The sequence below is a fragment of the Microbacterium sp. BK668 genome, assembly GCF_004362195.1.
In the GTDB taxonomy this organism is placed as follows: Bacteria; Actinomycetota; Actinomycetes; order Actinomycetales; family Microbacteriaceae; genus Microbacterium.
In genome coordinates, this window is the sequence record NZ_SNWG01000001.1 from 2191374 (window position 1) to 2217447 (window position 26074).

At 71.4% G+C, this 26074-nt stretch carries 23 protein-coding genes and 1 riboswitch; of the genes, 11 read left to right on the forward strand and 12 right to left on the reverse strand.

From position 1 onward, the window contains the following. The first annotated feature begins 38 nt into the window (after window positions 1-38). The 4 genes from EV279_RS09745 to EV279_RS09760 all read left to right on the forward strand — a co-directional run bounded on the left by EV279_RS09745 (window position 39) and on the right by EV279_RS09760 (window position 5553). Window positions 39-1019, forward strand: coding sequence for an FUSC family protein (locus tag EV279_RS09745; protein WP_133542996.1), 981 nt, complete (start codon window positions 39-41; stop codon window positions 1017-1019). Window positions 1020-1118: 99 nt separating this feature from the next. Beyond that, entirely contained in the window at window positions 1119-2702 is a 1584-nt protein-coding gene (locus tag EV279_RS09750) for a carboxyl transferase domain-containing protein (protein ID WP_133542999.1), read from the forward strand. Between the two features lie 8 nt (window positions 2703-2710). Further along, window positions 2711-4681: a biotin carboxylase N-terminal domain-containing protein gene (locus EV279_RS09755; protein ID WP_133543001.1), complete on the forward strand. Its 1971-nt coding sequence runs from the start codon at window positions 2711-2713 to the stop codon at window positions 4679-4681. A 41-nt stretch (window positions 4682-4722) separates the two neighbouring features. Next, on the forward strand, window positions 4723-5553 hold the full coding sequence (locus tag EV279_RS09760; protein ID WP_133543003.1) for a DNA-formamidopyrimidine glycosylase family protein: 831 nt from the start codon (window positions 4723-4725) through the stop codon (window positions 5551-5553). Between the two features lie 9 nt (window positions 5554-5562). Here EV279_RS09760 and EV279_RS09765 read toward each other — a convergent pair whose 3' ends face one another. Then, window positions 5563-5805, reverse strand: coding sequence for a hypothetical protein (locus tag EV279_RS09765; RefSeq protein ID WP_133543005.1), 243 nt, complete (start codon window positions 5803-5805; stop codon window positions 5563-5565). Between the two features lie 179 nt (window positions 5806-5984). After that, window positions 5985-6533: a type 1 glutamine amidotransferase domain-containing protein gene (locus tag EV279_RS09770; RefSeq protein WP_133543007.1), complete on the reverse strand. Its 549-nt coding sequence runs from the start codon at window positions 6531-6533 to the stop codon at window positions 5985-5987. Between the two features lie 148 nt (window positions 6534-6681). On the opposite strand from EV279_RS09770, the gene EV279_RS17140 reads away from it, so the two are divergent. Then, the gene (locus tag EV279_RS17140) at window positions 6682-6804 is read left to right on the forward strand and encodes a hypothetical protein (RefSeq protein ID WP_279526921.1); all 123 of its coding nucleotides are present in this window, start codon (window positions 6682-6684) and stop codon (window positions 6802-6804) included. An 11-nt stretch (window positions 6805-6815) separates the two neighbouring features. On the opposite strand, the gene EV279_RS09775 is transcribed toward EV279_RS17140, so the two are convergent. Together EV279_RS09775 and EV279_RS09780 are read right to left on the reverse strand one after the other, a co-directional pair. Then, entirely contained in the window at window positions 6816-7397 is a 582-nt protein-coding gene (locus EV279_RS09775) for a carboxymuconolactone decarboxylase family protein (protein ID WP_133543009.1), read from the reverse strand. Between the two features lie 135 nt (window positions 7398-7532). Continuing rightward, a complete protein-coding gene (locus EV279_RS09780; RefSeq protein ID WP_243728515.1) occupies window positions 7533-9056 on the reverse strand; it encodes a DHA2 family efflux MFS transporter permease subunit in 1524 nt (507 codons plus the stop codon). Between the two features lie 117 nt (window positions 9057-9173). Here EV279_RS09780 and EV279_RS09785 point away from each other — a divergent pair, with 117 nt between their 5' ends. After that, window positions 9174-9815 carry a DUF1345 domain-containing protein gene (locus tag EV279_RS09785; protein WP_133543013.1) on the forward strand — a complete coding sequence of 214 codons (642 nt, stop codon included), beginning with the start codon at window positions 9174-9176 and terminating at the stop codon, window positions 9813-9815. Between the two features lie 13 nt (window positions 9816-9828). Here EV279_RS09785 and EV279_RS09790 read toward each other — a convergent pair whose 3' ends face one another. Continuing rightward, the gene (locus tag EV279_RS09790; protein ID WP_133543015.1) at window positions 9829-10035 is read right to left on the reverse strand and encodes a hypothetical protein; all 207 of its coding nucleotides are present in this window, start codon (window positions 10033-10035) and stop codon (window positions 9829-9831) included. A 64-nt stretch (window positions 10036-10099) separates the two neighbouring features. On the opposite strand from EV279_RS09790, the gene EV279_RS09795 reads away from it, so the two are divergent. Beyond that, the gene (locus EV279_RS09795; RefSeq protein ID WP_133544829.1) at window positions 10100-12145 is read left to right on the forward strand and encodes an ABC transporter ATP-binding protein; all 2046 of its coding nucleotides are present in this window, start codon (window positions 10100-10102) and stop codon (window positions 12143-12145) included. Between the two features lie 84 nt (window positions 12146-12229). Here EV279_RS09795 and EV279_RS09800 read toward each other — a convergent pair whose 3' ends face one another. The 7 genes from EV279_RS09800 to EV279_RS09830 all read right to left on the reverse strand — a co-directional run bounded on the left by EV279_RS09800 (window position 12230) and on the right by EV279_RS09830 (window position 19947). Then, window positions 12230-12847, reverse strand: coding sequence for a hypothetical protein (locus tag EV279_RS09800; protein ID WP_133543017.1), 618 nt, complete (start codon window positions 12845-12847; stop codon window positions 12230-12232). Between the two features lie 467 nt (window positions 12848-13314). Continuing rightward, on the reverse strand, window positions 13315-14286 hold the full coding sequence (locus EV279_RS09805; protein WP_133543019.1) for a glycosyltransferase family 2 protein: 972 nt from the start codon (window positions 14284-14286) through the stop codon (window positions 13315-13317). Then, the gene (locus EV279_RS09810) at window positions 14283-15428 is read right to left on the reverse strand and encodes a cysteine desulfurase family protein (protein WP_133544831.1); all 1146 of its coding nucleotides are present in this window, start codon (window positions 15426-15428) and stop codon (window positions 14283-14285) included. Before EV279_RS09810 ends, EV279_RS09805 begins: the two co-directional genes overlap by 4 nt. Before the next feature lie 9 nt (window positions 15429-15437). Continuing rightward, complete coding sequence (gene nadC, locus EV279_RS09815; RefSeq protein WP_133543021.1) at window positions 15438-16301, reverse strand: carboxylating nicotinate-nucleotide diphosphorylase; 864 nt, start codon at window positions 16299-16301, stop codon at window positions 15438-15440. Beyond that, the gene (nadB, locus tag EV279_RS09820) at window positions 16301-17935 is read right to left on the reverse strand and encodes an L-aspartate oxidase (RefSeq protein ID WP_133543023.1); all 1635 of its coding nucleotides are present in this window, start codon (window positions 17933-17935) and stop codon (window positions 16301-16303) included. Before nadB ends, nadC begins: the two co-directional genes overlap by 1 nt. Then, window positions 17932-19281: a quinolinate synthase NadA gene (nadA, locus tag EV279_RS09825; protein ID WP_133543025.1), complete on the reverse strand. Its 1350-nt coding sequence runs from the start codon at window positions 19279-19281 to the stop codon at window positions 17932-17934. The genes nadB and nadA overlap by 4 nt, the downstream gene beginning before the upstream one ends. A gap of 12 nt (window positions 19282-19293) precedes the next feature. Beyond that, on the reverse strand, window positions 19294-19947 hold the full coding sequence (locus EV279_RS09830; RefSeq protein ID WP_133544833.1) for an NUDIX domain-containing protein: 654 nt from the start codon (window positions 19945-19947) through the stop codon (window positions 19294-19296). A gap of 224 nt (window positions 19948-20171) precedes the next feature. On the opposite strand from EV279_RS09830, the gene EV279_RS09835 reads away from it, so the two are divergent. The 4 genes from EV279_RS09835 to gcvP all read left to right on the forward strand — a co-directional run bounded on the left by EV279_RS09835 (window position 20172) and on the right by gcvP (window position 26071). Next, complete coding sequence (locus tag EV279_RS09835; protein WP_133543027.1) at window positions 20172-21344, forward strand: MarP family serine protease; 1173 nt, start codon at window positions 20172-20174, stop codon at window positions 21342-21344. 73 nt (window positions 21345-21417) lie between these two features. Next, a riboswitch (glycine riboswitch) is annotated at window positions 21418-21509 on the forward strand. Window positions 21510-21666: 157 nt separating this feature from the next. After that, window positions 21667-22809, forward strand: a complete 1143-nt coding sequence (gcvT, locus tag EV279_RS09840) for a glycine cleavage system aminomethyltransferase GcvT (protein ID WP_133543029.1) — start codon at window positions 21667-21669, stop codon at window positions 22807-22809. Then, entirely contained in the window at window positions 22806-23186 is a 381-nt protein-coding gene (gene gcvH / locus EV279_RS09845; protein ID WP_133543031.1) for a glycine cleavage system protein GcvH, read from the forward strand. Before gcvT ends, gcvH begins: the two co-directional genes overlap by 4 nt. After that, window positions 23186-26071 (forward strand): aminomethyl-transferring glycine dehydrogenase, encoded by a 2886-nt coding sequence (gene gcvP / locus EV279_RS09850; protein ID WP_133543033.1) that lies wholly within the window; start codon window positions 23186-23188, stop codon window positions 26069-26071. The genes gcvH and gcvP overlap by 1 nt, the downstream gene beginning before the upstream one ends. Window positions 26072-26074: the final 3 nt, after the last annotated feature.

The window sequence follows — 26074 nt, forward strand, 5'->3', positions numbered from 1 at the left end:
TGACGACCGAGGTCGGCTCGAGCGGGCAGAGTGGAGCCGTGTCGAACAGCGCGGCGATCGCATGGTCGTGGCGGAACGTCGCCTACGGGGCGGCCCTCGCGGTGCCGGCCACGATCTGCACGCTTCTCGACGCGTTCGCGGGTCTGTCGCTCGCCGTCGGCGTGCTTCCTGCCGCCGCGCTGGGACTGCTCAGCACCCGGCGCGAGCGGGCGCTCGTCGTCCTCGTCGGGGCGCTTGCCGGGTTCTCGATCTTCGTCGGATCGCTCGTGTCGCCCTGGCCCGTCGTCGCCGTCGCAACGCTGTTCGTCCTGTGCGTCCTCGTCGCCATCACGGTGAGCGATCCGGCACGGCGACTCGCACCCGTCGCGATGATGCTCGGGCTGCCCCTGGTGGGCGTGGGCCTGTCCGAGGGGTCCTGGCAGCGCGGGTTCGCGGCAGCGGGACTGATCGCCGCGGGGTCCGCGTACGGGTGGCTCGTGTCGCTCCTGTGGACAGCGGCGCCGGCCGTCATGCGACCGCCCCGGGCTGCGGCATCCCGGACCGCGATGATCGTGTACGGGGTGCAGATCGGGCTCGCGGGAGCGGTGGGTGCGGCGCTCGGCTTCGCGTGGGGGGCCGACCATCCCGGCTGGGCGGCCACGGCCGCTCTCATGGTGAGCCGGCCGGATCGTCGCCAGCTCGATGCGCGGGGATGGGGCCGGGCCATCTCGGTGACCGCGGGGGCGATCGTCGCGTGCGCGATCGCCGCCGCAGGTCTGCCGCTGCCCGTGGTCGCCCTGCTCGTGCTTCTCGTACTCGCCGCGGGCAGCGGCACGGCGGGGAGCCGGTGGTACGTCTTCCCCTTCTTCTCGACCATCCTCGTCCTGTCGATGCTGCTACTCGGAGAGACGGAGTCGCCGGCCCACTGGTTCATCGAGCGGGTCGGGCTCACCCTCGTCGGCGTCATTCTGGCGCTCGCCGCGGCGTGGGTCGTCCCCGCGATCGCACGAGTCCTCGGCGCAGGGTCACGAGCGGGATGAGCGGGCGGCCGAACCGGTCGCACCCGGCCCTCGCGTTGCTCCCCGGTGACGGTGTACCCTGATTTCGGTTAATAACCAATAACCGAGAAGGAGCGGCAGATGCCGACGGCGACGAAGCCGACGTATCGCGACCTCGTGGACGAATTGCGCCAGCGCCGCACGGAGGCGGCACTCGGCGGTCCGGAGAGGGTGCGCGCACGCCACACCGAGCGGGGCAAGCTGCTCGCGCGCGATCGCGTGGACCTGCTGCTGGACCGCGGCAGCCCGTTCCTCGAGGTCGCGCCCCTCGCCGGCTACGACCTCTACGGCGGCGACTGCCCGGCGGGGGGAGTGGTGGCCGGCATCGGGCTGGTGCACGGCCGCCATGTCATGGTCGTCGCGAACGACGCGACGGTGAAGGGGGGCACGTACTACCCGATCACGGTCAAGAAGCACCTGCGGGCACAGGAGATCGCCGCCGAGAACCGGCTTCCGTGCATCTATCTCGTCGACTCCGGCGGCGCTTTCCTGCCGATGCAGGACGAGGTCTTCCCCGACAAGGAGCACTTCGGCCGCATCTTCTACAACCAGGCGAGGATGTCGCGAGACGGCATCCCGCAGATCGCCGCGGTGCTCGGATCGTCGACCGCCGGGGGAGCGTACGTTCCCGCGATGAGCGACGAAACCGTCATCGTGCGCAATCAGGGGACGATCTTCCTCGGCGGACCGCCGCTGGTGAAGGCCGCCACGGGCGAGGTCGTGACGGCCGAAGACCTCGGGGGCGGCGTCGTGCACACGCGCGTCTCGGGCGTCACCGATCACCTCGCCGAGAACGACGAGCACGCGCTGCAGATCGTGCGCGACATCGTCGCGACGCTCCCGACTGCACCGCCGCTGCCCTACGACGTCGACGTCGCCGCCGCGCCGGCGCGCGACCCCGAGACGCTCGTCGACGTCGTGCCCGTCGAGCTCACCGCTCCCTACGACGCGCGAGAGATCATCGACCGCTTGATCGATGCCGGCACGTTCCACGAGTTCAAGCGCGAGTGGGGCGAGACGCTCGTCACGGGGTTCGCCCGGCTGCATGGACACCGCGTCGGCATCATCGCCAACAACGGCGTGCTCTTCGCCGAGTCGGCGCTCAAGGGCGCGCACTTCATCGAGCTCTGCGATCAGCGCGGGATCCCGCTCCTGTTCCTTCAGAACATCACGGGCTTCATGGTGGGCCGTGAGTACGAGTCGGGCGGAATAGCGAAGCACGGCGCGAAGATGGTGAATGCCGTCGCGTGCGCCTCCGTGCCCAAACTCACCGTCGTGGTGGGGGGGTCGTTCGGCGCGGGAACGTACTCGATGTGCGGCCGCGCATACTCCCCGCGCTTCCTCTGGCTCTGGCCGGGTGCACGCGTCTCGGTGATGGGCGGGCCGCAAGCGGCATCCGTCCTCTCCACGATTCGCCGCGACCAGATCGAGGCGGGCGGCGGCAGCTGGAGTGCCGAGGAGGAGGCCGAGTTCCAGGCGCCGATCCGCGCCCAGTACGAGGAGCAGGGCAGCCCGTACTACTCGACCGCGCGCCTGTGGGATGACGGGATCCTCGAGCCCGCCCAGACCCGCGACGTCCTCGGCCTTGCACTCGATGTCTGCATGCGCGCTGCGACGCACGCAGCGGTCGACCGGCCGGCCGGCTACGGCGTCTTCCGGATGTGAGGACCACGATGTTCGACTCCGTGCTCATCGCCAACCGCGGCGAGATCGCCTGCCGCATCATCGCCACGCTGCGCCGCCTCGGAATCCGCTCCATCGCGGTGTACTCCGACGCGGATGCCTCGGCCCGTCACGTGCACCTCGCCGACGAAGCCGTCCGCCTCGGTCCCGCGATGGCGGCGCAGAGCTACCTCGACACGGGCAGGGTCATCGCCGCCGCTCGCCGCACCGGTGCGCAGGCGATCCACCCGGGCTACGGGTTCCTCGCCGAGAACGCCGCCTTCGCGCGAGCCTGCGAGGACGCCGGCATCGTGTTCATCGGGCCCCGCCCCGACGCGATCGCGGTCATGGGCGACAAGATCACGGCGAAGCTCGCCGTCCAAGAGCGCGGCGTGCCCACCGTGCCCGGCATCGCGCGCGCCGGTCTGACCGACGACGAGCTGATCGCGGCATCCTCCGACGTCGGCTACCCCCTCCTCATCAAGCCGTCGGCGGGCGGAGGAGGCAAGGGCATGCACGTCGTCACCGGCGCCGACGGACTCGCCGGCGCCCTGGCGTCCGCCCGCCGCGAGGCGGCAGCGAGCTTCGGCGACGACACGCTCTTCCTCGAGCGGTACGTGCAGAACCCGCGTCACATCGAGGTGCAGGTGCTGGCCGACGCGCACGGCTCGGTCATCCACCTCGGCGAGCGCGAGTGCTCGCTGCAGCGCCGGCATCAGAAGGTCATCGAAGAGGCGCCGTCGCCGCTTCTGGATGCCGCGACCCGCGCGCGCATCGGCGAGGCCGCGTGCGAGACGGCGCGGTCGGTCGGCTACCTCGGAGCCGGAACCGTCGAGTTCATCGTCTCGGCCGATCGTCCCGAGGAGTTCTTCTTCATGGAGATGAACACGCGGCTGCAGGTCGAGCATCCCGTGACGGAGCAGGTGACCGGGGTCGACCTCGTCGAGCAGCAGCTGCGGATCGCGTCGGGCGAGGGGCTCGCCCTCGGCCAGGACGATGTGAGGCTGAGCGGCCACAGCATCGAGGCCCGCGTCTACGCGGAGGATCCGCGAGCGGGATTCCTGCCGACGGGTGGGCGCGTCGCCTCTGCCCGGCATCCCTCCGGCGACGGCATCCGGGTCGACACCGCGCTGGAGGACGGTCTCGACGTCTCGAGCGACTACGACCCGATGCTCGCGAAGATCATCGCGTGGGGGCCTGACCGCGACGAGGCGCGGCGGCGACTCGTGCGCGCGCTGGATGAGACGGCCGTCTTCGGTGTGACGACGAACGTGGAGTTCCTGCGCCTGCTGCTCGAGCTTCCGGCGGTCGCCGCGGGCGATCTCGACACGGGCCTCATCGCGCGCGAGCTCGAGGGCCTCGCGTTCGCCGAGACGCAAGACGCGACGTGGGCCGAGGCGGCGCTGCTGCTCGACGCCGTCGCCCGTTCGGACGAGGCGACCGATCCGTGGCGACGACGAGACGGCTGGCGGCTCGGACAGCCGGCGCCCCGCGTCTACCGGCTGCGCGAGGAGGGCGGTCGCACCGCGGTCGCCCGGATCTGCGGCACCGGGGAGTCGCTCTCGGTGCGCGTGGACGACGGGGCCGCGCAGCGCGCGAGCGTGCGCCTCGGCGAGCGTGCGCAGGTCGTGCTCGACGGCGTGGCACGGTCATTCCCCGCCTTCGCGCTCCCCGACGAGGTCGAGTTCACACGCGACGGGGCGACGTTCCGGGTGAGGGTGGTGGATGCCGATCACGGCGCGGATGACAGCGCCGACGATCAGCCCCACCTCGACTCGCCGATGCCCGGGGCCGTCGTGGCGGTCCCGGTTCATCAGGGGGCGCGCGTCGAGGCGGGGGAGGCCGTCGTCGTGGTCGAGGCCATGAAGATGGAGCACGTCGTGCGCGCCGCGGTCGCCGGCACCGTCGACCTCCATGTGCAGGTGGGCGATCAGGTCTCCCGGGGCCAGACCCTCGCAACGGTGACCCCCCACGTGGAGTGATCCCTCCGGTCGATGTCGGCGCGCGGTGGGAGGATATCGCCATGCCGGAGTCTCCAGAGGTGCAGGTCCTGGCCGAGTTCCTCGCGGATCGGCTGGTCGGCCGCACGGTGGAGGACGTCGACGTCATCGAGTTCCGCAGCGTCAAGACCCGCGGACGCTCACCGGAGACCCTGCGAGGCGCCCAGGTCACGGGGGCCGAGCGGTTCGGGAAGCACGTCGACCTGCGCCTCGGCGATCAGCACCTGCTCGTGACGCTCGGGCGTCACGGCTGGATACGCCTGCGCGAGCGCGGCGAGTCGGCCGGGACCGATCCCGAGGCGCCGCCGGCGCTTGCGACCCTCGCCCTGGACGACGGGGCGGTGATCGAGGCGACCGACGCCGGAGACTGGGTGAGCCTGGGCCTCTCGGTCGTGGACTCTCCGACCGACGTCGCCGCGGTCGCGAAGCTCGGTCCCGATCCGGCGAGCCCCGACTTCGGTCGCGATGCCTTCGACAGGGCTGTGCGGGGACGCCGGAAGCAGATCAAGGCGATCCTGCAGGAGCAGGAGTCCCTGTCCGGCATCGGCAACGCCTACTCCGACGAGATCCTCCACGCCGCGAAGGTCTCGCCGGTCGCGCACGCCGCGACACTCGACGACGACGCACTCGACCGCGTCTTCACGGAGACCGTCGAGACGGTGCGGGGGGCGATCGCGGCGCGCCGGGGCATCCCGATCGACCAGCTGAAGGCCGCGAAAGTCGCGGCGATGCGGGTGCACGGCCGTGCAGGGGAGACGTGTCCCGTCTGCGGCGACACGATCCGCGACTTCAGGTTCGGAGGTACGACGGCCGAGTACTGCCCGACCTGTCAGACCGCCGGCGTCGAACTCTGACGGCCGCGGTCACCGCGTCCAGCCGAAGGTGTTGAACCAGTCCGCACGCTCGCGGGCCTCCTGTGCGGAGGATGCTCCGCGGAAGGCGTCGTGCGGGGCGAGGGCTCCGGCATCCGTCACCGCGACGAAATCGAGGCAGGCGTCGCACACGGCGCGACCGTCGGGGAACCCGCTCGGCAGAACGGGCGCCGGCGCGGCGGGCCTTCCCGAGCCCGGGCAGCCCGGCGGGTCGGCGTCCCGATCGGACCACATCCGGCTCGTCCCCGTGCGGTTGTGCAGGCCCGCGTGACCCGCGGGGCCGCGTGCAGACCGCGCCGTGGGACCTGCTGCGGCACCACCGAGCCGTCGGGAAGTCCGTCACGGGCCGAGTGTAGGCGGAGATGACGAAGGCGGGGCAGCGCTGCCGACCCCGCCTCCGCGTATGCGGCGGCTCAGGCCGTCTGACCCTCGTGCTCGCCCTCGCCGATCTCTTCGATGACCTTCGCGTTGAATGCGGGGAGGTCGTCCGGCTTGCGACTGGAGACGAGGCCGTCGTCGACGACGACCTCCTCATCCACCCAGTCGGCGCCCGCGTTCGTGAGGTCGGTCTTGAGGCTCGGCCAGCTCGTGATCGTCCGCCCGTCGACGACGCCCGCTTCGATGAGCAGCCAGGGCCCGTGGCAGATGACCCCGACCGGCTTGTGCTGCTCGAAGAAGCTGCGTGCGAACGCGATGGAGGGCTCGTCCATGCGGATCGCATCGGCGTTGACGACTCCGCCGGGGAGGACCAGCGCATCGAACTGCGCCGGGTCTGCGTCGCGGACCGCCAGGTCCACCCGCTGCTCGTGCCCGTTCTTGCCCGTTATCGAGCCGTCCGCGGGAGAGACGAGGGTGGCTGTCGCACCGGCGCCCCTCACCGCTTCCCACGGGGAGGTGAGCTCGCTGTCTTCGTACCCGTCCGTGACGAGGAATGCGACGCGCTTGCCGCCGAGATCGGCCATGGATTCTCCTTCGCTCGAAGCCGGCGGAACGACCGGCTCACTCACGGTAGGAAGCGTCGCGGCCGAGCGCGGGGGGCTTGCGGGAAGGCCGGCGATGGCCTAACGGCCGCAGGATCCGCCTGACGCGGGCGGGGTTAGGATCGTCGGCATGGCCATCTCGAACCTGCCGACGCCCGCCCTGCAGCCGATCGCGGACGACAAGGGACTGCTGACCGTTCTCAACTCCGACGCGTCGTCATGCTGTGGCGGCGGTTCGTGCGGCATCGACTGACCGGCGCGCGCTCAGCCTCGGTCGAGGGGTGAGAGGAGCGCCTCCGTCAGCGCCGGGCTCAGCCCCGGCACATCCTCCACGGGCACTGCGAGCGCCTGAAGCACGCGGCTGAAGAAGTTGCGCGCCCCCGCTGCCAGGGCGATGTCGACGATCTGCCGGTCGGTGAAGCCCGCGTCCCGGAGCGTCTGCGCATCGGCGTCCGTCATGGACGCGGCATCCGTCGACAGCCGCTCGGCGAATCGCATGAGGGCGACGTCCGCCTCGCTGAGCCCCGCGTCGGCGTAGTCGCGGGCCACCTTTTCCAGCTGGCCCTCGTCGAGCGCCTCGGCGCGCAGCGCCTTCCGCCCGTGGGCCAGGAGGCAGTGCGGAGACCGGATGGCTCGCGCCGCCGCGAGTGTCGCGAGCTCGTAGTTGCGCACGCCGATCGACGGAACGACCGCCTGCACGAGCGCCTCGAAGGCGTCATGGGCCTCCGGGTTGATCGCCATGAGGCGGGTGTGGCTGTAGACGAAGCCGTCCGAGGCCAGGTCGTTGCGGTACATCTCGGCGACGTGGCCCTCAGCACCATCGACGGGGGGCGGCGTGACGATCATGGGCGCTCCTTCCGCACGGCCGCGGGCTCGCGGCAGGCCTCGCTCAGCATGGCACCGCGGCGCCCGCCGGGAAAGGCGGACGCCGCGGACTCGTCAGGAGCAGGCGGTCAGTGGGGGACGGGAGCGCCCGCGCGGTCAGTGGGCGACAGGAGCGGCGCCCGCGGGCTGATCTGCCGGCTTGCGGATCAAGAACGCACCGACGAGAAGCGGAAGCGAGACGATCGCGCCGACGAGGTAGGCGGCATGTGCGCCCGCGGCGCCCGCCGCGGCCTCGGCGACCCCGGCGTCGAGCTGTGCCGCCTCGACCGCGGACAGGATCGCGATCATGAGCGCGATGCCCGCTGCTCCCGCGACCTGCTGGACCGTGCCGACGACCGCCGAGCCGTAGGAGTAGAACCTCGGCTGCAGCGAGGCGAGCGACGCGGTGAACAGCGGCGTGAACGACATCGCGAGCCCCAGCGACAGGAGGGTCTGGGCGACGGCGACCGTCCAGATCGACGTGTTCTCGTCGAAGGTCGTGTAGAACCACAGCAGGCCGCTCGCCAGGAAGGTGCCCGGCACGAGCAGGACGCGGGTTCCCCAGCGGTCGTAGACGCGGCCGATGATCGGGCCCGTGAGCCCCATGATGAGGGCGCCCGGGAGAGCCACCAGACCCGTCTCGAGGGCCGAGACGCCGAGCACGCTCTGCAGGTAGAGCGGCGTGACCGTGATGACGCCGAAGAAGGCGATCGAGAGCAGACCCATCTGCGCCATCGACAGGGAGAAGTTGAGCGACCGGAAGACGCGGAGGTCGAGCAGCGCGTTGTCTGCCCTCTGCAGGCGCAGCTGCCGCCAGATGAACAGCGCGAGCGCGATCACGCCGACGGAGAGCGCGACGATGAGCGAGACGGTCGCGACCGTGCTCGCCGCCGCCTCGGCCGCGGTGCCGCCGTGGGACACCGAGCCGCCGATCTGGCTCAGCCCGTAGACGATGCCGCCGAAGCCGAAGGCCGACAGGATGACCGACGGCACGTCGATGGGGGCGCGACGCGTCTCACCGAGGTTGTGGATCCAACGGGCGCCCACCGCGAGCGCCACGAGGGCGATCGGAAGGACGATGCCGAAGATCCATCGCCAGCTGAGCGTGTCGAGCAGGAACCCGGAGAGCGTGGGCCCGATGGCCGGCGCGAGGGAGATGACGACGCTGACCCGGCCCATCATGCGACCGCGCTGATGAGGCGGGACGACCGTCATGAGGGTCGTCATGAGCAGCGGCATCATGATCGCCGTGCCCGACGCCTGCACGACGCGTGCGGCCACGAGCAGCGGATATCCCGGCGACAGCAGAGCGATGAGCGTGCCGAGCGAGAACAGGCTCATCGCCGCGATGTAGACCTGCCGCGTCGTGAAGCGCTGCAGCAGGAAGCCCGTGATCGGGATGACGACCGCCATCGTGAGCATGAACGCCGTCGTGAGCCACTGGGCCTGGAGTGCGGTGATCCCGAGATCGGTGATGAGATGCGGGATCGCGACGCCCATCGTCGTCTCGTTGAGGATCGCGACGAATGCGGCGGCCAGCAGAAGCCAGATGACCCGGCTCTCCTCGGGACGCAGGCCCGTCGAGGTGCGCGCGGCGGCGGGGACCGTGCCGGTCCCCGGTGAAGTTTCGATGGCTGCCAAGGGTCGTCTCCTCGATGCGTCAGGCGGGGGGAAGGCGACCACGGACAGTGGCGCACGAACGACGATAACCGCCGCGTCCGACATCGCATTCCCGCTCAGGGGTGGAACTATTCGGTTATGTCGACGGTCCCGGCCCATGCGACGGTCCTCGCGCGGGGGATCGTCTCGCTCGCCGCGGGAATCGCGGTCGGGGTCTGGGTGGGACTCGTACTGGATGCGTGGGCCGGGATCCTCGCCGGCTGGGGGGCCGTCGCGGCCACGAGCGTCGTGTGGGTCCTGGTGCTCGTGTGGCCGATGGATGCCGCGGCGACGAGGGCGCACGCCCGGAGCGAGGATCCGGGCCGTCCCCTCGCCCGGATCATCGCCGTGCTGGGCAGCTGCGCGAGCCTTGTCGCCGTCGGGATCGTGCTGCTGCAGACGGGGAGGATCGCCCCGCCGGAGTCCTACCTCCTGGCGCTCATCGCAGTGCTCGCCGTCGCGGCATCCTGGGCCCTCATCCAGGTGGACTACATGTTGCGCATCGCAGCAGAGTACTACTCGGATCCCGTCGGGGGAATCGACTTCAACCAGGCGGAGGATCCGATGTACTCGGATTTCGCCTACTTCGCGTTCGGACTGGGCATGACGTACCAGGTCGCCGACACGAACGTGCGCACGAACAGAATCCGCAAGCTCGTGCTCGGTCAGACGCTGCTGGCCTACCTGTTCGGCGCCGTGATCCTGGCGACCGTCATCAACCTCGTGACCGGACTCGGCTGAGCCCCGCGCGGGATCAGACCTCGGTGCGCTCCACGTCGCCCGGCTCGTCCCACTTCTCGGAGCCGATCGCGTCCGTGCGCTCGGGCTCCGGCTCGTTCTCGAGCAGCTCGGCGGGCTCGGGCTCGATGAGCGCCTCGACGGGCTGGTTCTTCAGCTCGTCGATGTCCTTGCGGAGCTCGTCGAGATCGGGGCCTACGGGCTGCTCGGGGATCGAGGTCATGCCACCAGCGTAGTCCCGGCGACCCGCACCGTCCGTGGCGCTGATTAGGCTTTCGCGCATGAGCATGGGACGCGGCGGAGGAGGCCACGGGGGCGGGGCCTCCGGCGGCGTCGCCTTCCGCGGCGTCGACATCGAGGCGCAGAAGCGGCTCAACGCCGAGGCCCCGCGGATCCCGGATCTCGGCAGGCGCGTCATCGCGCTCTTCCGGCCGTACCTCGGGCGGCTCCTGTTCACCGGCTTTCTCGTCGTGGCGGGCGCCGCGATCGCCGTCGTGCCTCCGCTCCTCGTGCAGAGGATCTTCGACGACGCGCTGTTCCCTGTCGACGGGGCGCCCCCCGACATCCCGCTCCTCATCCGGCTCGTCCTGGCCATGATCGCGCTGTTCCTGCTGTCGGCGGCTCTGGGCGTGGTGCAGACCTACTTCACCGCGACCGTGGGCAACAGCGTCACGGGCGACCTCCGCGTCAAGCTCTTCGACCACCTCCAGGCGATGGAGCTGGCGTTCTACACGCGGACGAAGACCGGCGTCATCCAATCCCGTCTCCAGAACGACGTCGGCGGGGTCTCCGGGGTGCTCACCAACACCGTGACGAGCATCCTGGGCAACCTCGTGACGGTGATCGCGTCGCTCATCGCGATGATCATCATCGATTGGCGGCTCACGCTGATCGCCGTCGTGATCATGCCGTTCCTCGTGCTCGTGCAGCGGCGGGTCGGGCAGGTGCGCGCGCGCATCGCGGGCGAGACGCAGGAGTCGCTCTCCGAGCTCTCCGCCATCACGCAGGAGACGCTGAGCGTCTCGGGCATCCTGCTGTCGAAGTCCTTCAACCGGCAGCGCACCGAGTCGGCGCGCTACGACGACGAGAACCGCAACCAGGTGCGCCTGCAGGTGCGGCGCGCGATGAGCGGGCAGGGCTTCTTCGCCGTCGTGCAGGTGATCATGTCGTCGGTCCCTGCCGTCATCTACCTCGTCGCGGGCTACCTCATCACGGGGAGCGTCGACTCGACCATCACAGCCGGCACGATCGTCGCGTTCACGACGGTGCAGGCGCGCCTGCTCATGCCGCTCATGGGACTCATGCGGGTCGCGCTCGACCTGCAGACCTCTGCGGCGCTGTTCGCCCGCATCTTCGAGTACCTCGATCTCGTGCCCGCGATCCGCGACCGGCCGGGCGCGATGCCCGTCGCCCGGGCCCCCGGGCCCGTGGGCAGGATCGAGTTCCGCGACGTGGTGTTCCGCTACCCGGATGCCGCGCCCGACGCGCGTCCGACGCTGGACGGCATCTCCTTCACGGCCGACCCGGGCGAGCACGTCGCCTTCGTCGGGCCGTCGGGGGCGGGCAAGACGACGGTCCTCTACCTGACGCCTCGGATGTACGAGGCATCCGCGGGCTCGGTCCTGTTCGCGGGTGCCGACGTGCGAGACCTCACCCAGGAGTCGATCATCGACAAGGTGGGGATCGTCTCCCAGGAGACGTACCTCTTCCACGCGACGATCCGCGACAACCTCCGCTACGCCAAGCCCGACGCGACCGACGCCGAGCTGGAGGCCGCGTGCCGGGCCGCCAACATCCACCACATCATCGAGAGGTTCGAGCTCGGCTACGACACGATCGTGGGGGAGCGGGGCTACCGATTGTCCGGCGGCGAGAAGCAGCGGATCGCGATCGCGCGCGTACTGCTGAAGGACCCGCCCGTGCTGCTCCTCGACGAGGCCACCTCGGCCCTCGACACCGTGTCGGAGCGGGTCGTGCAGGAGGCGCTGGATGCCGCGGCCCGCGGCCGCACGACTCTGTCGATCGCGCATCGGCTCTCGACCGTGATCGGGGCCGACGTCATCCACGTCGTCGACGCGGGGCGCATCGTGGAGTCGGGGACGCACGCCGAGCTCATCGCCCGCGACGGGCTCTACGCGGAGCTGGCGGCTCAGCAGCTCGCCGCGTCGAAGATTTTGGAGACCGAGGCGGCCGAAGCGCACGCCGACCACCCCGAGCGCCGGGCGGACCGCGCGCCGGACACGCCCGCCGAGGCGGCCCTCGCGCGCACGGCGCCCGTCCGCGTGCTCGAAGAGGCGCCGCGCGACCGCTGGCCCGACGCTGGAGCCCGCTGACCCGCCCTGCCCCCGGCCGATTCGCGAGTTGCCACTCGATCGCGCAAGTCGAGCTCGAGTTGCCGCATCGACTGGCAACTCGCGTCAGCGACGCACCACCATGGCCGACGCGAGGTCCGCGATCAGCCTGCGCGGATCGTCCAGATCCGCCTGCGTCACAGGCAGGTAGATCCAACCGAGCGCCTCGATCCGGCGCCGGCGCGCGATGTCCTTGCGCCACTGGGCGGGCTCCCGGTGATGATCGCCCTCGTACTCGATCGCGATCCGGAGCAGGGGGAGCGCGAGGTCGACGCGGGCCACGAAGACGCCCTCCGCATCCGAGAGCTCGACGTTCGAGGCGAACGGCCCGAAGCCGGCCGCCAGGAGAAGGAGGCGCAGCTCCGTCTCCTTCGGCGATTCCGCCCCGTCGTCGAGCAGCTCGAGAGCCCGGGTCGCCCTCTTTGCGCCGCGGCGGCCCGCCATCGCCTTCACCGCGCGCTCCAGGTCAGACACATCGAGCTTCGGGGCCCAGCGCCAGAGCATGCGATCCCCGACCGCGACGAGCGCGGTGAGATCCAGGATCTCAGCCAGATCGCAGAACGTACGGCTGAGCGAGGTGAAGCGGAGCCCGGCGACCTCGACGACATCCTCCGTCGGCAGGGGGCGCTGGTGGCCGACGAGGTCCTCGCGACGAGGGGCCCGCACGCCCGTCGGAACAGTCACATGGATCGCCGACGACTGTTCGATAGTCAAGGGGAGTGGCAGTGCATGCGGTGAACACGCCGTGATGTGGCTGAACGTCGCGGTCGGCGGAAGCGTCAGGGCGTGCGCGATGCACCGGCTCCTCAGGTCGCGCGCCGACGACGGAAGTCGCACGCCCCGCGTCGGACTCCAGAGATCTTCCCCCGCCAGCCGTCGCGCTGAGACCGCCTCTCGAGCGTCGGTGACGGCGAACGCTCGTCCACGGAACTGTTGCGGAAGCGGCGACGGTCGACGAGGCATCCCTTCACCCTCTCGTGCAGGGTGATCCGCGCCTGCCGAACACACAGGCAGGCGCGGAGCGACGCTCGGTCACGCCGCTGTGGAGGAGACGTCGTGCGTGCGGATATAGATCGAATTGCCACTCGATGTGGCAACTCGACGCCGAATTGCGCGAAGAACTGGCAATTCGCCGTGGCCAAGGCGTCGGCTCACCACAGGCGCGCGGCGGCGGCGAGATGCTCGGCATCGTCGTCGAGTCGGACCGATGCGACGCCGCGGGCCCAGAGGTCGCGCGTGAACGCGCCGAGCGCGCGGCGATAGGCGTCGTCGGGGTGATCCCGCGCAATGCGGACGAGCGGCGGGAGATCCATCGCGAGGATGAGGTGCACGCGCTCCTGGACGGCGGCGCGGTGCCCCGCGCGATCGAGCTCGGCGATGCCGCCCCACATCCCGTCGAGATACTCGCGGAGCACGGGCAGCGCGTCCCGGCCCTGCGTGATGGAGCTGCCGTCGGCCCGCTCCCGCCAGTGCACGACGACGTCGGGCACGACGTCGAAGGCCCGCGCCGCTGCGTACATGCGCTGAGCCACCACCTGGTCCTCGTACAGCCGACCGACCGGGAAGCGGATGCCGGTGCGACGCCAGAACTCGACACGGCTCACCTTCGACCACGCGACGATGTTCGCGGATGCCGCGGGGTGCCGGTCGATGGTCGTCGCCCGTCTCTCCGGGTCGGTCGCGGCGGCCACCCACGGCTGGACGGCGCCGGTCGCGTAGCCCCTCTCGCCGTCGGGCCGGAGCCGGACGTACGCGCCCGCGGCGAAGTCGCTGCCGGTCTCGTCCAGTGTCCCGACGAGTCGCTCCAGTGCCGTCGCGGTGTACAGGTCGTCGGCGTCGAGGAACCCGACGAGCGGCGTCTCGACGAGGTCGAGCCCGGTGTTTCGCGCCGCCGCGAGACCGCGGCGCTCCTCGTGGCGTACGAGGCGGAAACGCGGATCGGCGGCCGCGGCATCCGCGAAGATGTCCGTCGTCCCGTCGGTCGACGCGTCGTCGACGAGGATCGCCGCCCAATCGTCCCGGGACTGCGCCCGCAGCGAGTCGAGTGCTTCGTCCGCGTACGCGGCGACCTCGTATCCCGGCACGATGATCGTGACCGCGGCGCGGTCGCTCCGGAAGGTCACGCGCCCGATCGTACAGCGGCGACGGATGCCTCCACGGCGGCGGCCACGACGTCCAGCGACGCTTCGAGCGTATGGGGGAAGGTGAAGCGGACAGCGGTCTGCGCGACCTCCGGCGCGACGCCCATGGCGAGCAGGACGTGCGACGGCTCGTCGCTGCCTGCGGCGCACGCGGATCCGCTCGACGACACGACGCCGCGGCGCTCGAGTTCGAGGAGGACCGCCTCGCCGCTGGTCCCCTCGAAGGTGAAGCTCGCGGTCCCGGGCAGGCGGTGGACGGGATCGCCGGTGAGCCGCGCGCTCGGCACGTCGGCGAGGACCCGTGCCACGAAGGCATCGCGCAGCGCGCCGACCCTCGCGGCCGACTCGAGCCGCTCGTCCTCGGCGAGGTCGAGGGCCGTCGCGAGCCCGACGGCCCCGGCGACGTCCTCGGTGCCGCTTCGCCGCCCGCGCTCCTGGCCGCCGCCGTGCAGCAAGGGCTCCAGCGGGATGCGTCCCCGCACCCCGAGCGCTCCCGTGCCCTTCGGCGCGCCGAGCTTGTGCCCGGCTATCGACACGGCGTCGAACCCGAGCTCGGCGGCCGACAGGGGCAGCCAGCCCGCCGCTTGTACGGCATCGACGTGGAACGGGATGCCGCGCCGCCGCGCGACCTCGGCGATCGCCGCGACGTCCTGGACGGTCCCCACTTCGTTGTTGGCGTACCCGATGCTGACGAGCGCGGTGTCGTCTCGGAGTGCTGAGGCGACAGCATCCGCCGACACGCGCCCGTACCGGTCGACCGGCACGTGCGTCACCTCGAAGCCGTGCACCCGGGCGAGGTACTCGCCCGACTCGAGGATCGCCTCGTGCTCGATCGGCGTCGTGACGAAGTGCCGCGCGCCGCGCTGCTGCTGTGCCGCGAGCGCGATGCCCTTGACCGCGAGGTTGTCGGCTTCCGTGCCGCCGGACGTGAAGACGACGTCCCCCGCCCGCAGGCCGAGCACGCGGGCGACGCGCCGACGAGCGTCGGCGAGCGCCTCGGCCGCCGCCTCCCCGACGGTGTGGTGGCTGGATGCGTTGCCGAACCAGCGTGTGAGGAACGGCATCATCGCCTCGAGCACCTCGGGCCGAACGGGCGTGGTCGCCGCGTTGTCGAAGTAGAGCATCGACACGTGTCAGTCCCCGCCGAGCTCGAGGCGCACGTCGAGACCCAGATCGAGCGCGCGGGCCGAGTGCGTCAGCGCGCCGACGGAGATGACGTCGACGCCGGTCTCGGCGATCGCGCGCACGGTGTCGAGATTCACGCCGCCGGACGCCTCGACCCTCGCGCGTCCCGCGACCCGTTCGACGCCGCGTCGGAGGTCGTCGAGGGAGAAGTTGTCGAGCATGATCGTGCCGACCCCTGCGGCCAGGACCGGCTCGATCTGGTCGAGGCGATCGACCTCGACCTCGACGTGCGTCGTGTGCGGAAGGCGCGAGATGGCGGCGCGCAGGGCGTCCGTCACGCCGGCGTTCTTCTGAGCCAGGACGGCGAGATGGTTGTCCTTCGCCATGACCGCGTCGGAGAGGGAGTGCCGATGGTTGTAACCACCCCCGTTGACGACGGCGTGCCGCTCGAACGCCCGGAGTCCCGGGGTCGTCTTGCGCGTGTCGACGATGCGGGCGCCCGTGTGGGCCACCTCCGCCACGTAGCGTCCGGTGAGGGTCGCGATGCCCGACATGCGCTGGACGAAGTTGAGCCCGATGCGCTCCGCCGTCAGCACCGATCGCGCGGGGCCCGACACCACGGCGAGCACCGCGCCCGCGTCGAACCACTCCCCGTCCTCGACGAGCAGGCGGACCTCCACCCCCGGGTCGGTGAGGCGGAACGCCGCCTCGAAGACCTCCCCGCCGCTGAAGACCCCCGCCTCGCGCGCGGAGAGGTCGGCGCGGGCGACGGCGTTCTCGGGGATGAGATACTCGCTCGTCAGGTCGCCCCACGGCGCATCCTCCTCGAGAGCAGCGGCGACGACGCGGTCGATCACGGCGCGCGTGAGCATCACGCGGCTCCCGCCGGCAGGGACTCGGGTACGCGGTCGACGGATGCCGCGGCCGAATCGCTCCGGAAGTGCGCGCCCACGGAGCCCCGCCGCGCGAGCGCTGCGCCGACGACGCGCTCGGCGACGACCAGCAGGTTCTCGTCCTCGAACTCCGCCTCGGTGCGGGGGGTTCGCGCGTCGCGCCGCCAGGCGGCGATGACCGATCCCGCGTAGGTCAGACCCGCCTCGTCCCGGACGAGTCCGGCCTCCTCCCACAGGAGGAGCTGGAGGGCTCGGCGGGAGAACGGCGGGGAGGGGGGCGTGGAGTCCGACCCCTCGACAGGCTCGCGGATCGGGAGCGGCTCGGGCGTCGTCCGGGCCGTCGGGACCGGCCACGACCGGGCGGAGGCATCCTGCCCGATCACATCGCCGGCGCGCGCGCCGAAGACCGCGCCCTCGAGCAGGGAGTTCGACGCCAGGCGGTTCGCCCCGTGCACGCCCGTGCGCGCGACCTCGCCCACCGCGTACAGGCCGGGAAGCGACGTCCGGCCGAAGAGATCGGTCGTGACGCCGCCCATGAGGTAGTGCGCCGCAGGCGTCACGGGGATGGGCTCTCGCGCCCAGTCGAGGCCCCGCGCCCGCACGGCCGCGTCGATCGTCGGAAAGCGCCGGGCCAGGAACGCGGCGCGCTCCGCGTACGTTCCCCGCAGGTGCGTCGCATCGAGGCGGACAGCGCGACCGTCCTGCCGTTCCATCTGGTGCGCGATCGCCCGGGCGACGACATCCCGGGGCGCGAGCTCCGCGTCCGGATGCGCGTCGAAGGCGAAGCGCCGTCCGTGCTCGTCGATCAGGGTCGCGCCTTCGCCGCGCACGGCCTCCGAGACGAGGAACGAGTCGCCGGCGCCGGTGTCGGAGGGATCCGCGGAGCCTCCCAGCACCGTCGGGTGGAACTGGAAGAACTCGAGGTCCTTCACGTCGGCTCCGGCGCGGATCGCAGCGGCGATCCCGTCGCCCGTCGCGACCGGCGGGTTCGTGGTGTGGGCGTAGAGCTCCCCGGCCCCTCCCGTCGCGAGCACGACGGCGTCGGCGTCGATCGTCTCCCGCCTGCCCACGCGGCCGGGAGCATCCCCGATGAGCAGGTCCACTCCGCGCGCGCGACCGTCGCGGACGACGAGGTCGACGAGGAAGGCGTGCTCTATGACGTGAACGGCGCTCGCGCGGAGCCGGGCGACGAGAGCCTTCTCGATCGCGGTTCCCGTGGCATCCCCTCCCGAGTGCAGGATGCGGGGATACGAGTGCGCCGCCTCCAGGCCCTTGAGGAACTCGCCGTCGGCATCGCGGTCGAAGGCGACGCCGAGCGCGACCAGCTCGCGGATGCGCGACGGTCCCTCTTCGGCGAGCACGCGTACGGCGTCTCGATCGTTGAGGCCCGCCCCGGCGGCCATGGTGTCGCGGATGTGGTCCTCCACGCGGTCGTCGGAGAACATGACCCCCGCGATGCCGCCCTGCGCGTAGCGCGTGTTGGCGTGCTCGAGCACGTCCTTGGTCACGAGCGTGACACGGCAGCCGCCGTCGACGGCGTGCAGCGCCGTGATGAGCCCGGCGATCCCGCTCCCGACGACGACGGCATGCGGCGCCGCTGCCACCCGGGTCATGAGGCGTTCTCCCAATCGGCGGCCGGGGCGGCCGGCGGCTTCGCGGCGAGCATGCGCTCCAGTGCCAGACGCGCGGGATCGGCGACGTCGGCGGGGACGGTGATGCGGTTTAGCACCTCGCCCCGCACGAGGCCCTCGAGCACCCATGCCACGTAACCCGGGTGGATGCGGTACATCGTCGAGCACGGGCACACGACGGGGTCGAGGCAGAAGATCGTGTGCTGCGGGTTGTCGGCGGCGAGGCGCTGCACGAGGTTGACCTCCGTGCCGATCGCGAAGGTCGTGGGCTCGGTCGCTCCTTCGATGGCGCGGCGGATGTAGTCGGTGGAGCCCGACTCGTCGGCGGCGTCGACGACGGCCATCGGGCACTCGGGGTGCACGATGACCCGCACGCCGGGGTGCTCCGCGCGCGCCTTGTCGATCTGGTCGACGGAGAAGCGCCGATGCACCGAGCAGAAGCCGTGCCAGAGGATGACCCGGGCGTCGGCGAGCTGCGCGGGCGACGACCCGCCGAGCGGCTTGTTCGGGTTCCACATCGGCATCTGCTCGAGCGGCACCCCCATGGCCTTCGCGGTGTTGCGGCCGAGGTGCTGATCGGGGAAGAAGAGCACGCGGCGCCCGCGCTGGAACGCCCACTCCAGCACGGTGCGGGCGTTGGACGAGGTGCACACGATGCCGCCGTGGCGACCCACGAAGCCCTTGATCGCCGCGGAGGAGTTCATGTAGGTGACGGGGATGACGGGAACGAGGCCGAGCGCGTCGGGGGCGTCCATGTCGCCGTAGACCTCTTCGAGCTGCTCCCAGCACTCCTCGACCTGGTCGATGTCGGCCATGTCGGCCATCGAGCAGCCGGCCGCGAGGTTCGGCAGGATGACGGCCTGCTCCGGACGGGAGAGGAGGTCCGCCGTCTCGGCCATGAAGTGCACGCCGCAGAAGACGATCGCCTCGGCCTCCGGGTGCTCGAGCGCCGCGTTCGCGAGCTGGAACGAGTCCCCGACATAGTCGGCGTGCCGCACGACCTCTTCACGCTGATAGAAGTGGCCGAGCACGACGACGCGGTCGCCCAGCGTCGATTTCGCGGCGCTGATCCGCGCGTCGAGCTCCTCGGGGGAGGCATCCCGGTACTCCTGCGGGAGCTCGCCCTGACGCGGAGACCCGGTCGGGATGACGTCGCCCATCGAGGCGCCCGGCCCGTAGCCCGGACGCGTGTCGAAGTTCCAGGGCCCTGCGGCGAGGTCGGTGTTGCACGTCTCGCCCGCGGAGATCCCGGCGACGATCGCCTGGATCTCGTGGTCGACCGACGGGTCGACAGGGCGAGGCTGAAGCGTGATGTTGACAGCGGGCATGTCGTACTCGATTCAGGTGCGGGCGGAGAGCGGGCCGCGGTCGGCGAGCTCGACGTCCTGGTTGTAGCGATAGAGCCGTGCGGGCCGGTGGCTGCCCGTGCGGAAGCGGTCGGTGGGCAGGAGCGTTCCGGAGTTCTCGACCTGGCGGCGGAAGTTCGCGGGGTCGAGGCGCCGGTCGAGGATCGACTCGTACACCTCGCGCAGCTCGGCGAGCGTGAATTCATCGGCGAGGAGGCCGTGCGCGATCCGGCTGTACCCCACCTTGTTGCGCAGGCGCCACAGCGCGTACTCGACGATCTCGTTGTGGTCGAAGGCGAGACGGGGGAGGGATGCCGCGTCGAACCACCGCACGTTCTCGGGCGCGTCGGCGGCGCCCACCTCGTCGGCCCGGAGCAGCGCCCAGTACACGATCGACACGACGCGGCTCGTGGAGCGCTCGACCGAGCCGAAAGCGTAGAGCTGCTCGAGGTAGCTCGGCGCGAGACCGGTCGTCTCGGCGAGGGTGCGGGATGCCGCGGCATCCAGGCTCTCCCGGATGTCGAGCCAGCCGCCCGGCAGGGCCCAGAGGCCCTCGTAGGGATCGCGGGTGCGGCGCACGAGCGGAAGGACGAGCGAAGGGATGTCGCGCTCGGGATCGCGCCGGAGGCTGAAGATCACCGTCGACACCGCGACGCGCGTGACGTCGTCCGCGGCGGGGTCCGTCGCGGAGAGAGCGGGGGTCGGGGCTGTTCGTGTCATGTTGACTCTAACTAACGTCGATCATCTTAGAGTCATTCCGACCAGAAGGCAAAACCGCCGCCGGCGAGCGTCGGTCGCAGGACCGGCTCAGGATCGCGACGTAGCCTGAGTCACCGGCGCGGCGCTGCCGCGCGACGAGGAAAGGGCCCGCCGTGATCGTCCTCGACATCGTGCTGATCGTCGTGCTGCTGATCGCACTCCTCGTCGGCGCGCAACGAGGCCTCGTCGCGAGCGGCGGCACGCTGGTCGGTCTCGTCGCGGGCGGGATCGCGGCCTACTGGCTCGCGCCGATCGTCAATGACGCATGGCCGTGGCAGCAGTGGCGTCCGCTCGTCGTCGTCGCGCTCGTCCTCCTGCTCCTGGGCCTGGGCGGCGCGGTCGGAGGTGCCATCGGCGCGGCCGTTCGTCGCGGCGTCGATCGCACCCCGCTGCGTGCCTTCGACCGCGTGCTCGGCGCGGTCGCGAGCGTCGTCGTGGCGGCGCTGGCGATCTCGGTCGTCGGCTCGGCCGTGTCCGCCACCGGCGCGCCGATCCTGGCGCCGGCCATCGCCTCATCCCAGGTGCTGAGGACGATCGACCGCCTCACGCCGCCGCCCGTCGCGGAAGCCCTCGCGCAGCTGCGGTCGGTCGTGCTCGATGACGCCCTGCCGACCTTCGGCGACCTGCTCGTCGGCGTCACGCCCCCGACGGAGCCGCCTGTCGACCTCGCCGATCCCGAGCTCGCGCTGGCCGCGGCATCCGTCGTCCGGGTCTCGGGCACGGCGTACGCGTGCGGCACGAGCTCCACCGGCACCGGCTTCGTCGTCGCGCCCGACCGGGTCGTCACGAACGCCCACGTCGTCGCGGGGGTCGACACGCCCGTCGTCGAGATCCCCGGGAGGTCGGCCCGCGAGGGCCGCATCGTCGCGTTCGACGCGGCGAAGGACCTCGCGGTCGTCGCGGTCGACGACCTCGGCGTGGCCCCGCTGCCGCTGGGGCCGACGCTCGCGCCGGGGGCGGCCGCCGTCGTCCAGGGCTATCCGTACGGCGGGCCATTCACGCAGGTGAACGCCGACGTGCTGTCGGTGGGCACGGTGGACATCCCCGACATCTACTCCCGCGGCGGCGCCCCCCGCGAGATCTACGCTCTCGAGGCCGCGGTGCGACCCGGCAACTCGGGCGGCCCGCTGCTCACGGCCGACGGCGTGGTCGCGGGGGTCGTCTTCGCGCGCGGCGAGGGCGACGACCGGCGCGGCTACGCCATGACGATGGCGGAGCTGCAGCCCGTCGCCGCCGCGGCGCCGACGCTGGCCGACCGCGTGTCGTCGGGATCGTGCACGAGCTGACGGGATCCTCGTTCGGACCGTGGCGGAAGAGCGCGGGGACGGTATGCTGTCTGCGCAACTGAAGACAGGCCGCATGACGTGTGCGGGAGAGCCCCGGTCCCGGCCGGGCACCGAAGGAGCAAGCCTCCCCGTCAATCTCTCAGGTCCGCGTACCGCGCGCGTCCGGCCACTCTGAAAAGCGGTGCGTGCCTGCACCCGCCGACGGTGAAAGCCCTCCGCATCCGACCGGATGCCCGGGCGAAGCTCTCAGGCCCATGACAGAGGGGGAGTTCCTCGGATGACCGGATCCCGGCATCCGCCCGTCGACGACCGGGAGAACTCGATGACAGACCCCCGCTCCACCCCGCTGCGCGAACGGCACGAGGCGCTGGGCGCGTCGTTGACGGACTTCGGCGGGTGGGCCATGCCGGTGCGCTACACCTCCGACCTCGCCGAGCACCACGCCGTGCGCGAGACGGCGGGCCTCTTCGACATCTCGCACATGGCCGAGTTCGTCGTCGAGGGGCCCGAGGCCGGCGCCTTCCTCGACTACGCGCTCGCGGGCATGCTGTCCGCGCTCGCGGACGACCAGGCGAAGTACAGCCTCGTGCTCGACGCGTCGGGAGGCATCCTCGACGACGTCATCGTCTACCGCCGGCATCCCGACCGGTATCTCGTGGTCGCGAACGCGGCGAACCGGGATGCCGTCGCCGACGCGCTCGCGGCGCGGCGGGGCGGTTGGGACGTCGAGGTCGAGGACTGGACCGAGCGGATCGCCCTCGTCGCTGTGCAGGGGCCCGCGTCGCAGCGGATCCTCGAGGCGACGCCCGAGCTGACCGGGTACTCGACGTCGCTCGACGACCTCAAGTACTACCGCATGACGCACGCGTCCTTCACGCGGGAGCCCGGTGCGGAGGCATCCCCGGCATCCCCGGCATCCCCGGTGGACATCGGCCGGACGGGGTACACGGGCGAGGACGGCTTCGAGATCTTCGTGCCCTGGGACGAGGCTCCGGCGCTCTGGGACGCCCTCCTGCGCGCGGGCGCCGACCATGGCCTCGTGCCGGCGGGCCTTGCGGCGCGCGACACACTGCGCCTCGAGGCCGGCATGCCGCTCTACGGCCACGAGCTCTCGCTCGACATCGTCCCGGCGCAAGCGGGCCTCGGCCGCGTCGTGGTCGACAAGGAGCAGTTCGTCGGCAAGGAGGGGCTCGCCGCGGTGGACCTCGCCGCCGCTCCCGTGCTGGTCGGGCTCGCCGCCGACGGCAAGCGCGCGGGACGGGCGGGCTACGGCGTCTTCGACGGCGAGACGAGGGTGGGCGAGATCACCAGCGGCGCCCTCAGCCCCACCCTCGGGCACCCCATCGCGATGGCCTTCGTCGCCCCCGCCTCCAGCGCCCCCGGAACCGAACTCACCATCGACGTGCGAGGCACGCGCATCCCCGCGACCGTGACCGCCCTTCCCTTCTACAGGAGGACCAGATGACCGACCTCGACAGCCTCAAGTACACCGAAGAGCACGAGTGGGTCTCGCTCGACGGCGACGTCGCGACCGTCGGGATCACCGACTACGCAGCCGACAAGCTCGGTGACGTCGTCTTCGTCGACCTTCCCGCGGTCGACTCGGGCGTCAGCTCGGGCGCCGTTTGCGGCGAGATCGAATCGACGAAGTCGGTCGGCGAGCTGTACGCGCCGCTGACCGGCGACGTCGTCGCCGTCAACGAGGCCGTCGTCGACGACCCGTCGCTCGTCAACTCCGACCCGTACGGCCAGGGGTGGCTCGTGAAGCTGCGGGTCGAGGCATCCGCCGTCGACGCGCTCCTCGACCGCGCGGCGTACGTCGCGCTGACCGAGAGCGCGTGATGGCGGGCGGACTCCAGTCGTTCCAGGCTCGCCACATCGGGACGGATGCCGCGGCCCAGCGCGTCATGCTCGATGCGCTCGGCTTCGACACCGTCGAGGAGCTCGTGAAGCGGGCGGTGCCGGCATCCATCCACCTCACTCCCCGCGAGACGACCGGCATCCCGCCCGCCGCGACCGAGGCGGAGGCGCTCGCGGAGCTGCGGACGCTGGCTTCCCAGAACCGTGCGGCGCGGCCGATGATCGGGCTCGGCTACTACGACACCGTCACGCCGTCGGTGATCGCCCGGAACGTGCTGGAGAACCCCTCCTGGTACACCGCCTACACGCCGTACCAGCCCGAGATCTCGCAGGGGCGCCTCGAGGCCCTCATCAACTTCCAGACGATGGTCACCGACCTGACGGGGCTCGACACCGCGAACGCGTCGATGCTCGACGAGTCGACCGCGGTCGTCGAGGGGATGCTGGTCGCCCGACGTGCCTCGAAGTCGGCGTCGAACGTGTTCGCCGTCGACGCCGACGCGCTTCCCCAGACGAAGGCCGTGCTGCATGCGCGTGCGGCGGCCGTCGGCATCCAGCTCGTCGAGGTCGACTTCGCGCGCGGCGGGACGCTCCCCGAGGAGCTCTTCGGCACCCTCGTGCAGTACCCCGGCGCATCGGGCCGCGTGTGGGACCCGAGCGGCGTCATCGACGCGACCCACCTCGCGGGCGGCCTGGTCGTCGCCGCCGCGGACCTCCTCGCGTTGACGCTGCTGCGCTCGCCGGGCTCGCTCGACGCCGACATCGCCGTCGGCACGACGCAGCGGTTCGGCGTTCCGCTCGGCTTCGGCGGTCCGCACGCGGGGTACATGGCGGTGCGGTCGGGGCTGGAGCGTCAGCTTCCGGGTCGCCTCGTGGGCGTGTCGGTGGATGCCGCGGGCCACCCGGCCTACCGGCTGTCGCTGCAGACGCGCGAGCAGCACATCCGCCGCGAGAAGGCGACGTCGAACATCTGCACGGCGCAGGTGCTCCTGGCCGTGATGGCCGCCATGTATGCGGTGTACCACGGGCCGGCCGGGCTGCGCGCGATCGCCGCGGACACGGCTCGGAAGGCGCAGGCGCTCGCTGCGCGCCTCCGGGAGTATGACCTGCACCTCGTCTCGGACTCGTTCTTCGACACCATCCGCGTGGTGACCCCGGGGCCGTCGGAGCGCATCGTCGAGCGCGCGCGATCGAAGGGGTATCAGCTGCACCGGGTCGACGACGCGACGGTCGGCGTCTCGGTCGACGAGACGACCACCGCCGACGATCTCGCCGCGGTCGCCTGGGCGTTCGGGCTGCCGGCGGCCGACGAGCATGACGTGCGCGAGCTGCCGTTCTCCGACGCGACGCCGCTCGCGGGCGTGGCGGCGGCGCTTCACCGGGACGACGAGTACCTGACGCACCCCGTGTTCAACACGCACCGCTCCGAGACGGCGATGATGCGCTACCTCAAGCAGCTCGCCGACCGCGACTACGCCCTCGACCGCGGGATGATCCCCCTCGGCTCGTGCACCATGAAGCTCAACGCGGCGACCGAGATGGCGGCCGTCTCGTGGCCCGAGTTCTCGCGCGTGCACCCCTTCGCTCCCGAGGCCGATGTGCGCGGCTACCTCGCCATGATCGAGCAGCTCGAGGTGTGGCTCGCCGAGGTCACCGGCTACGACGCGGTGTCGCTGCAGCCCAACGCGGGCTCGCAGGGCGAGCTCGCGGGCCTGCTCGCGATCCGCGGCTACCACCTCGCCAACGACGAGGCGGACCGGACGGTGTGCCTCATCCCGTCCTCCGCCCACGGCACCAACGCCGCGTCGGCGGTGCTGGCCGGCATGAGAGTCGTCGTCGTCGCGTGCGACGAGGCGGGCAACGTCGACCTCGACGACCTGCGCGCGAAGATCTCGGCGAACGCCGACACGCTCGCCGCCCTGATGATCACGTATCCGTCGACGCACGGCGTGTACGAGCACGACGTGCTCGAGATCACGCAGGCCGTCCACGACGCCGGCGGGCAGGTGTACGTCGACGGGGCGAACCTGAACGCCCTCCTCGGATTCGCGCGCTTCGGCGACCTCGGTGGCGACGTCTCGCACCTGAACCTGCACAAGACCTTCGCGATCCCGCACGGCGGCGGCGGCCCCGGCGTCGGCCCGGTCGCGGCCAAGGCTCACCTCGCCCCGTTCCTGCCGGGGCATCCCTTCTCGCAGCGCATCGACCACGCCGGCGGTGTGTTCGAGGGCGGCGCCGTGTCTGGCGCACCCCACGGCTCTGCCGGCATCCTCCCGATCTCGTGGGCGTACCTGCGCATGATGGGGACGGAGGGACTGAGGGATGCCACGGCTGCCGCCGTCCTGGCCGCGAACTACATCGCGGCCCGACTGAAGGACCACTACCCGGTGCTCTACGCCGGCGACGGCGGCCTCGTCGCGCACGAGTGCATCCTCGATCTGCGGCCGCTCCGCGACGAGACCGGCATCACCGTCGACGACGTCGCCAAGCGCCTGATCGACTACGGCTTCCATGCTCCGACGATGTCGTTCCCCGTCGCGGGGACGCTCATGGTCGAGCCGACCGAGTCTGAGGACCTCGCCGAGATCGAGCGCTTCATCGACGCGATGATCGCGATCCGTGCCGAGGCATCCGCCGTCGCCGCCGGCGAGTGGCCTGCCGACGACAACCCGCTCGTGAACGCCCCGCACACCGCCGAGGCCGTCGTGGCGGGGGAGTGGACGCACCCCTACTCGCGGGAGACCGCCGTGTACCCGGTGCACGCACTCGTGCGCACGAAGTACTGGCCCCCCGTCCGCCGGATCGACCAGGCCTACGGCGACCGCAACCTCGTGTGCGCGTGCCCCCCGATCGAGGCCTTCGCCTGACAG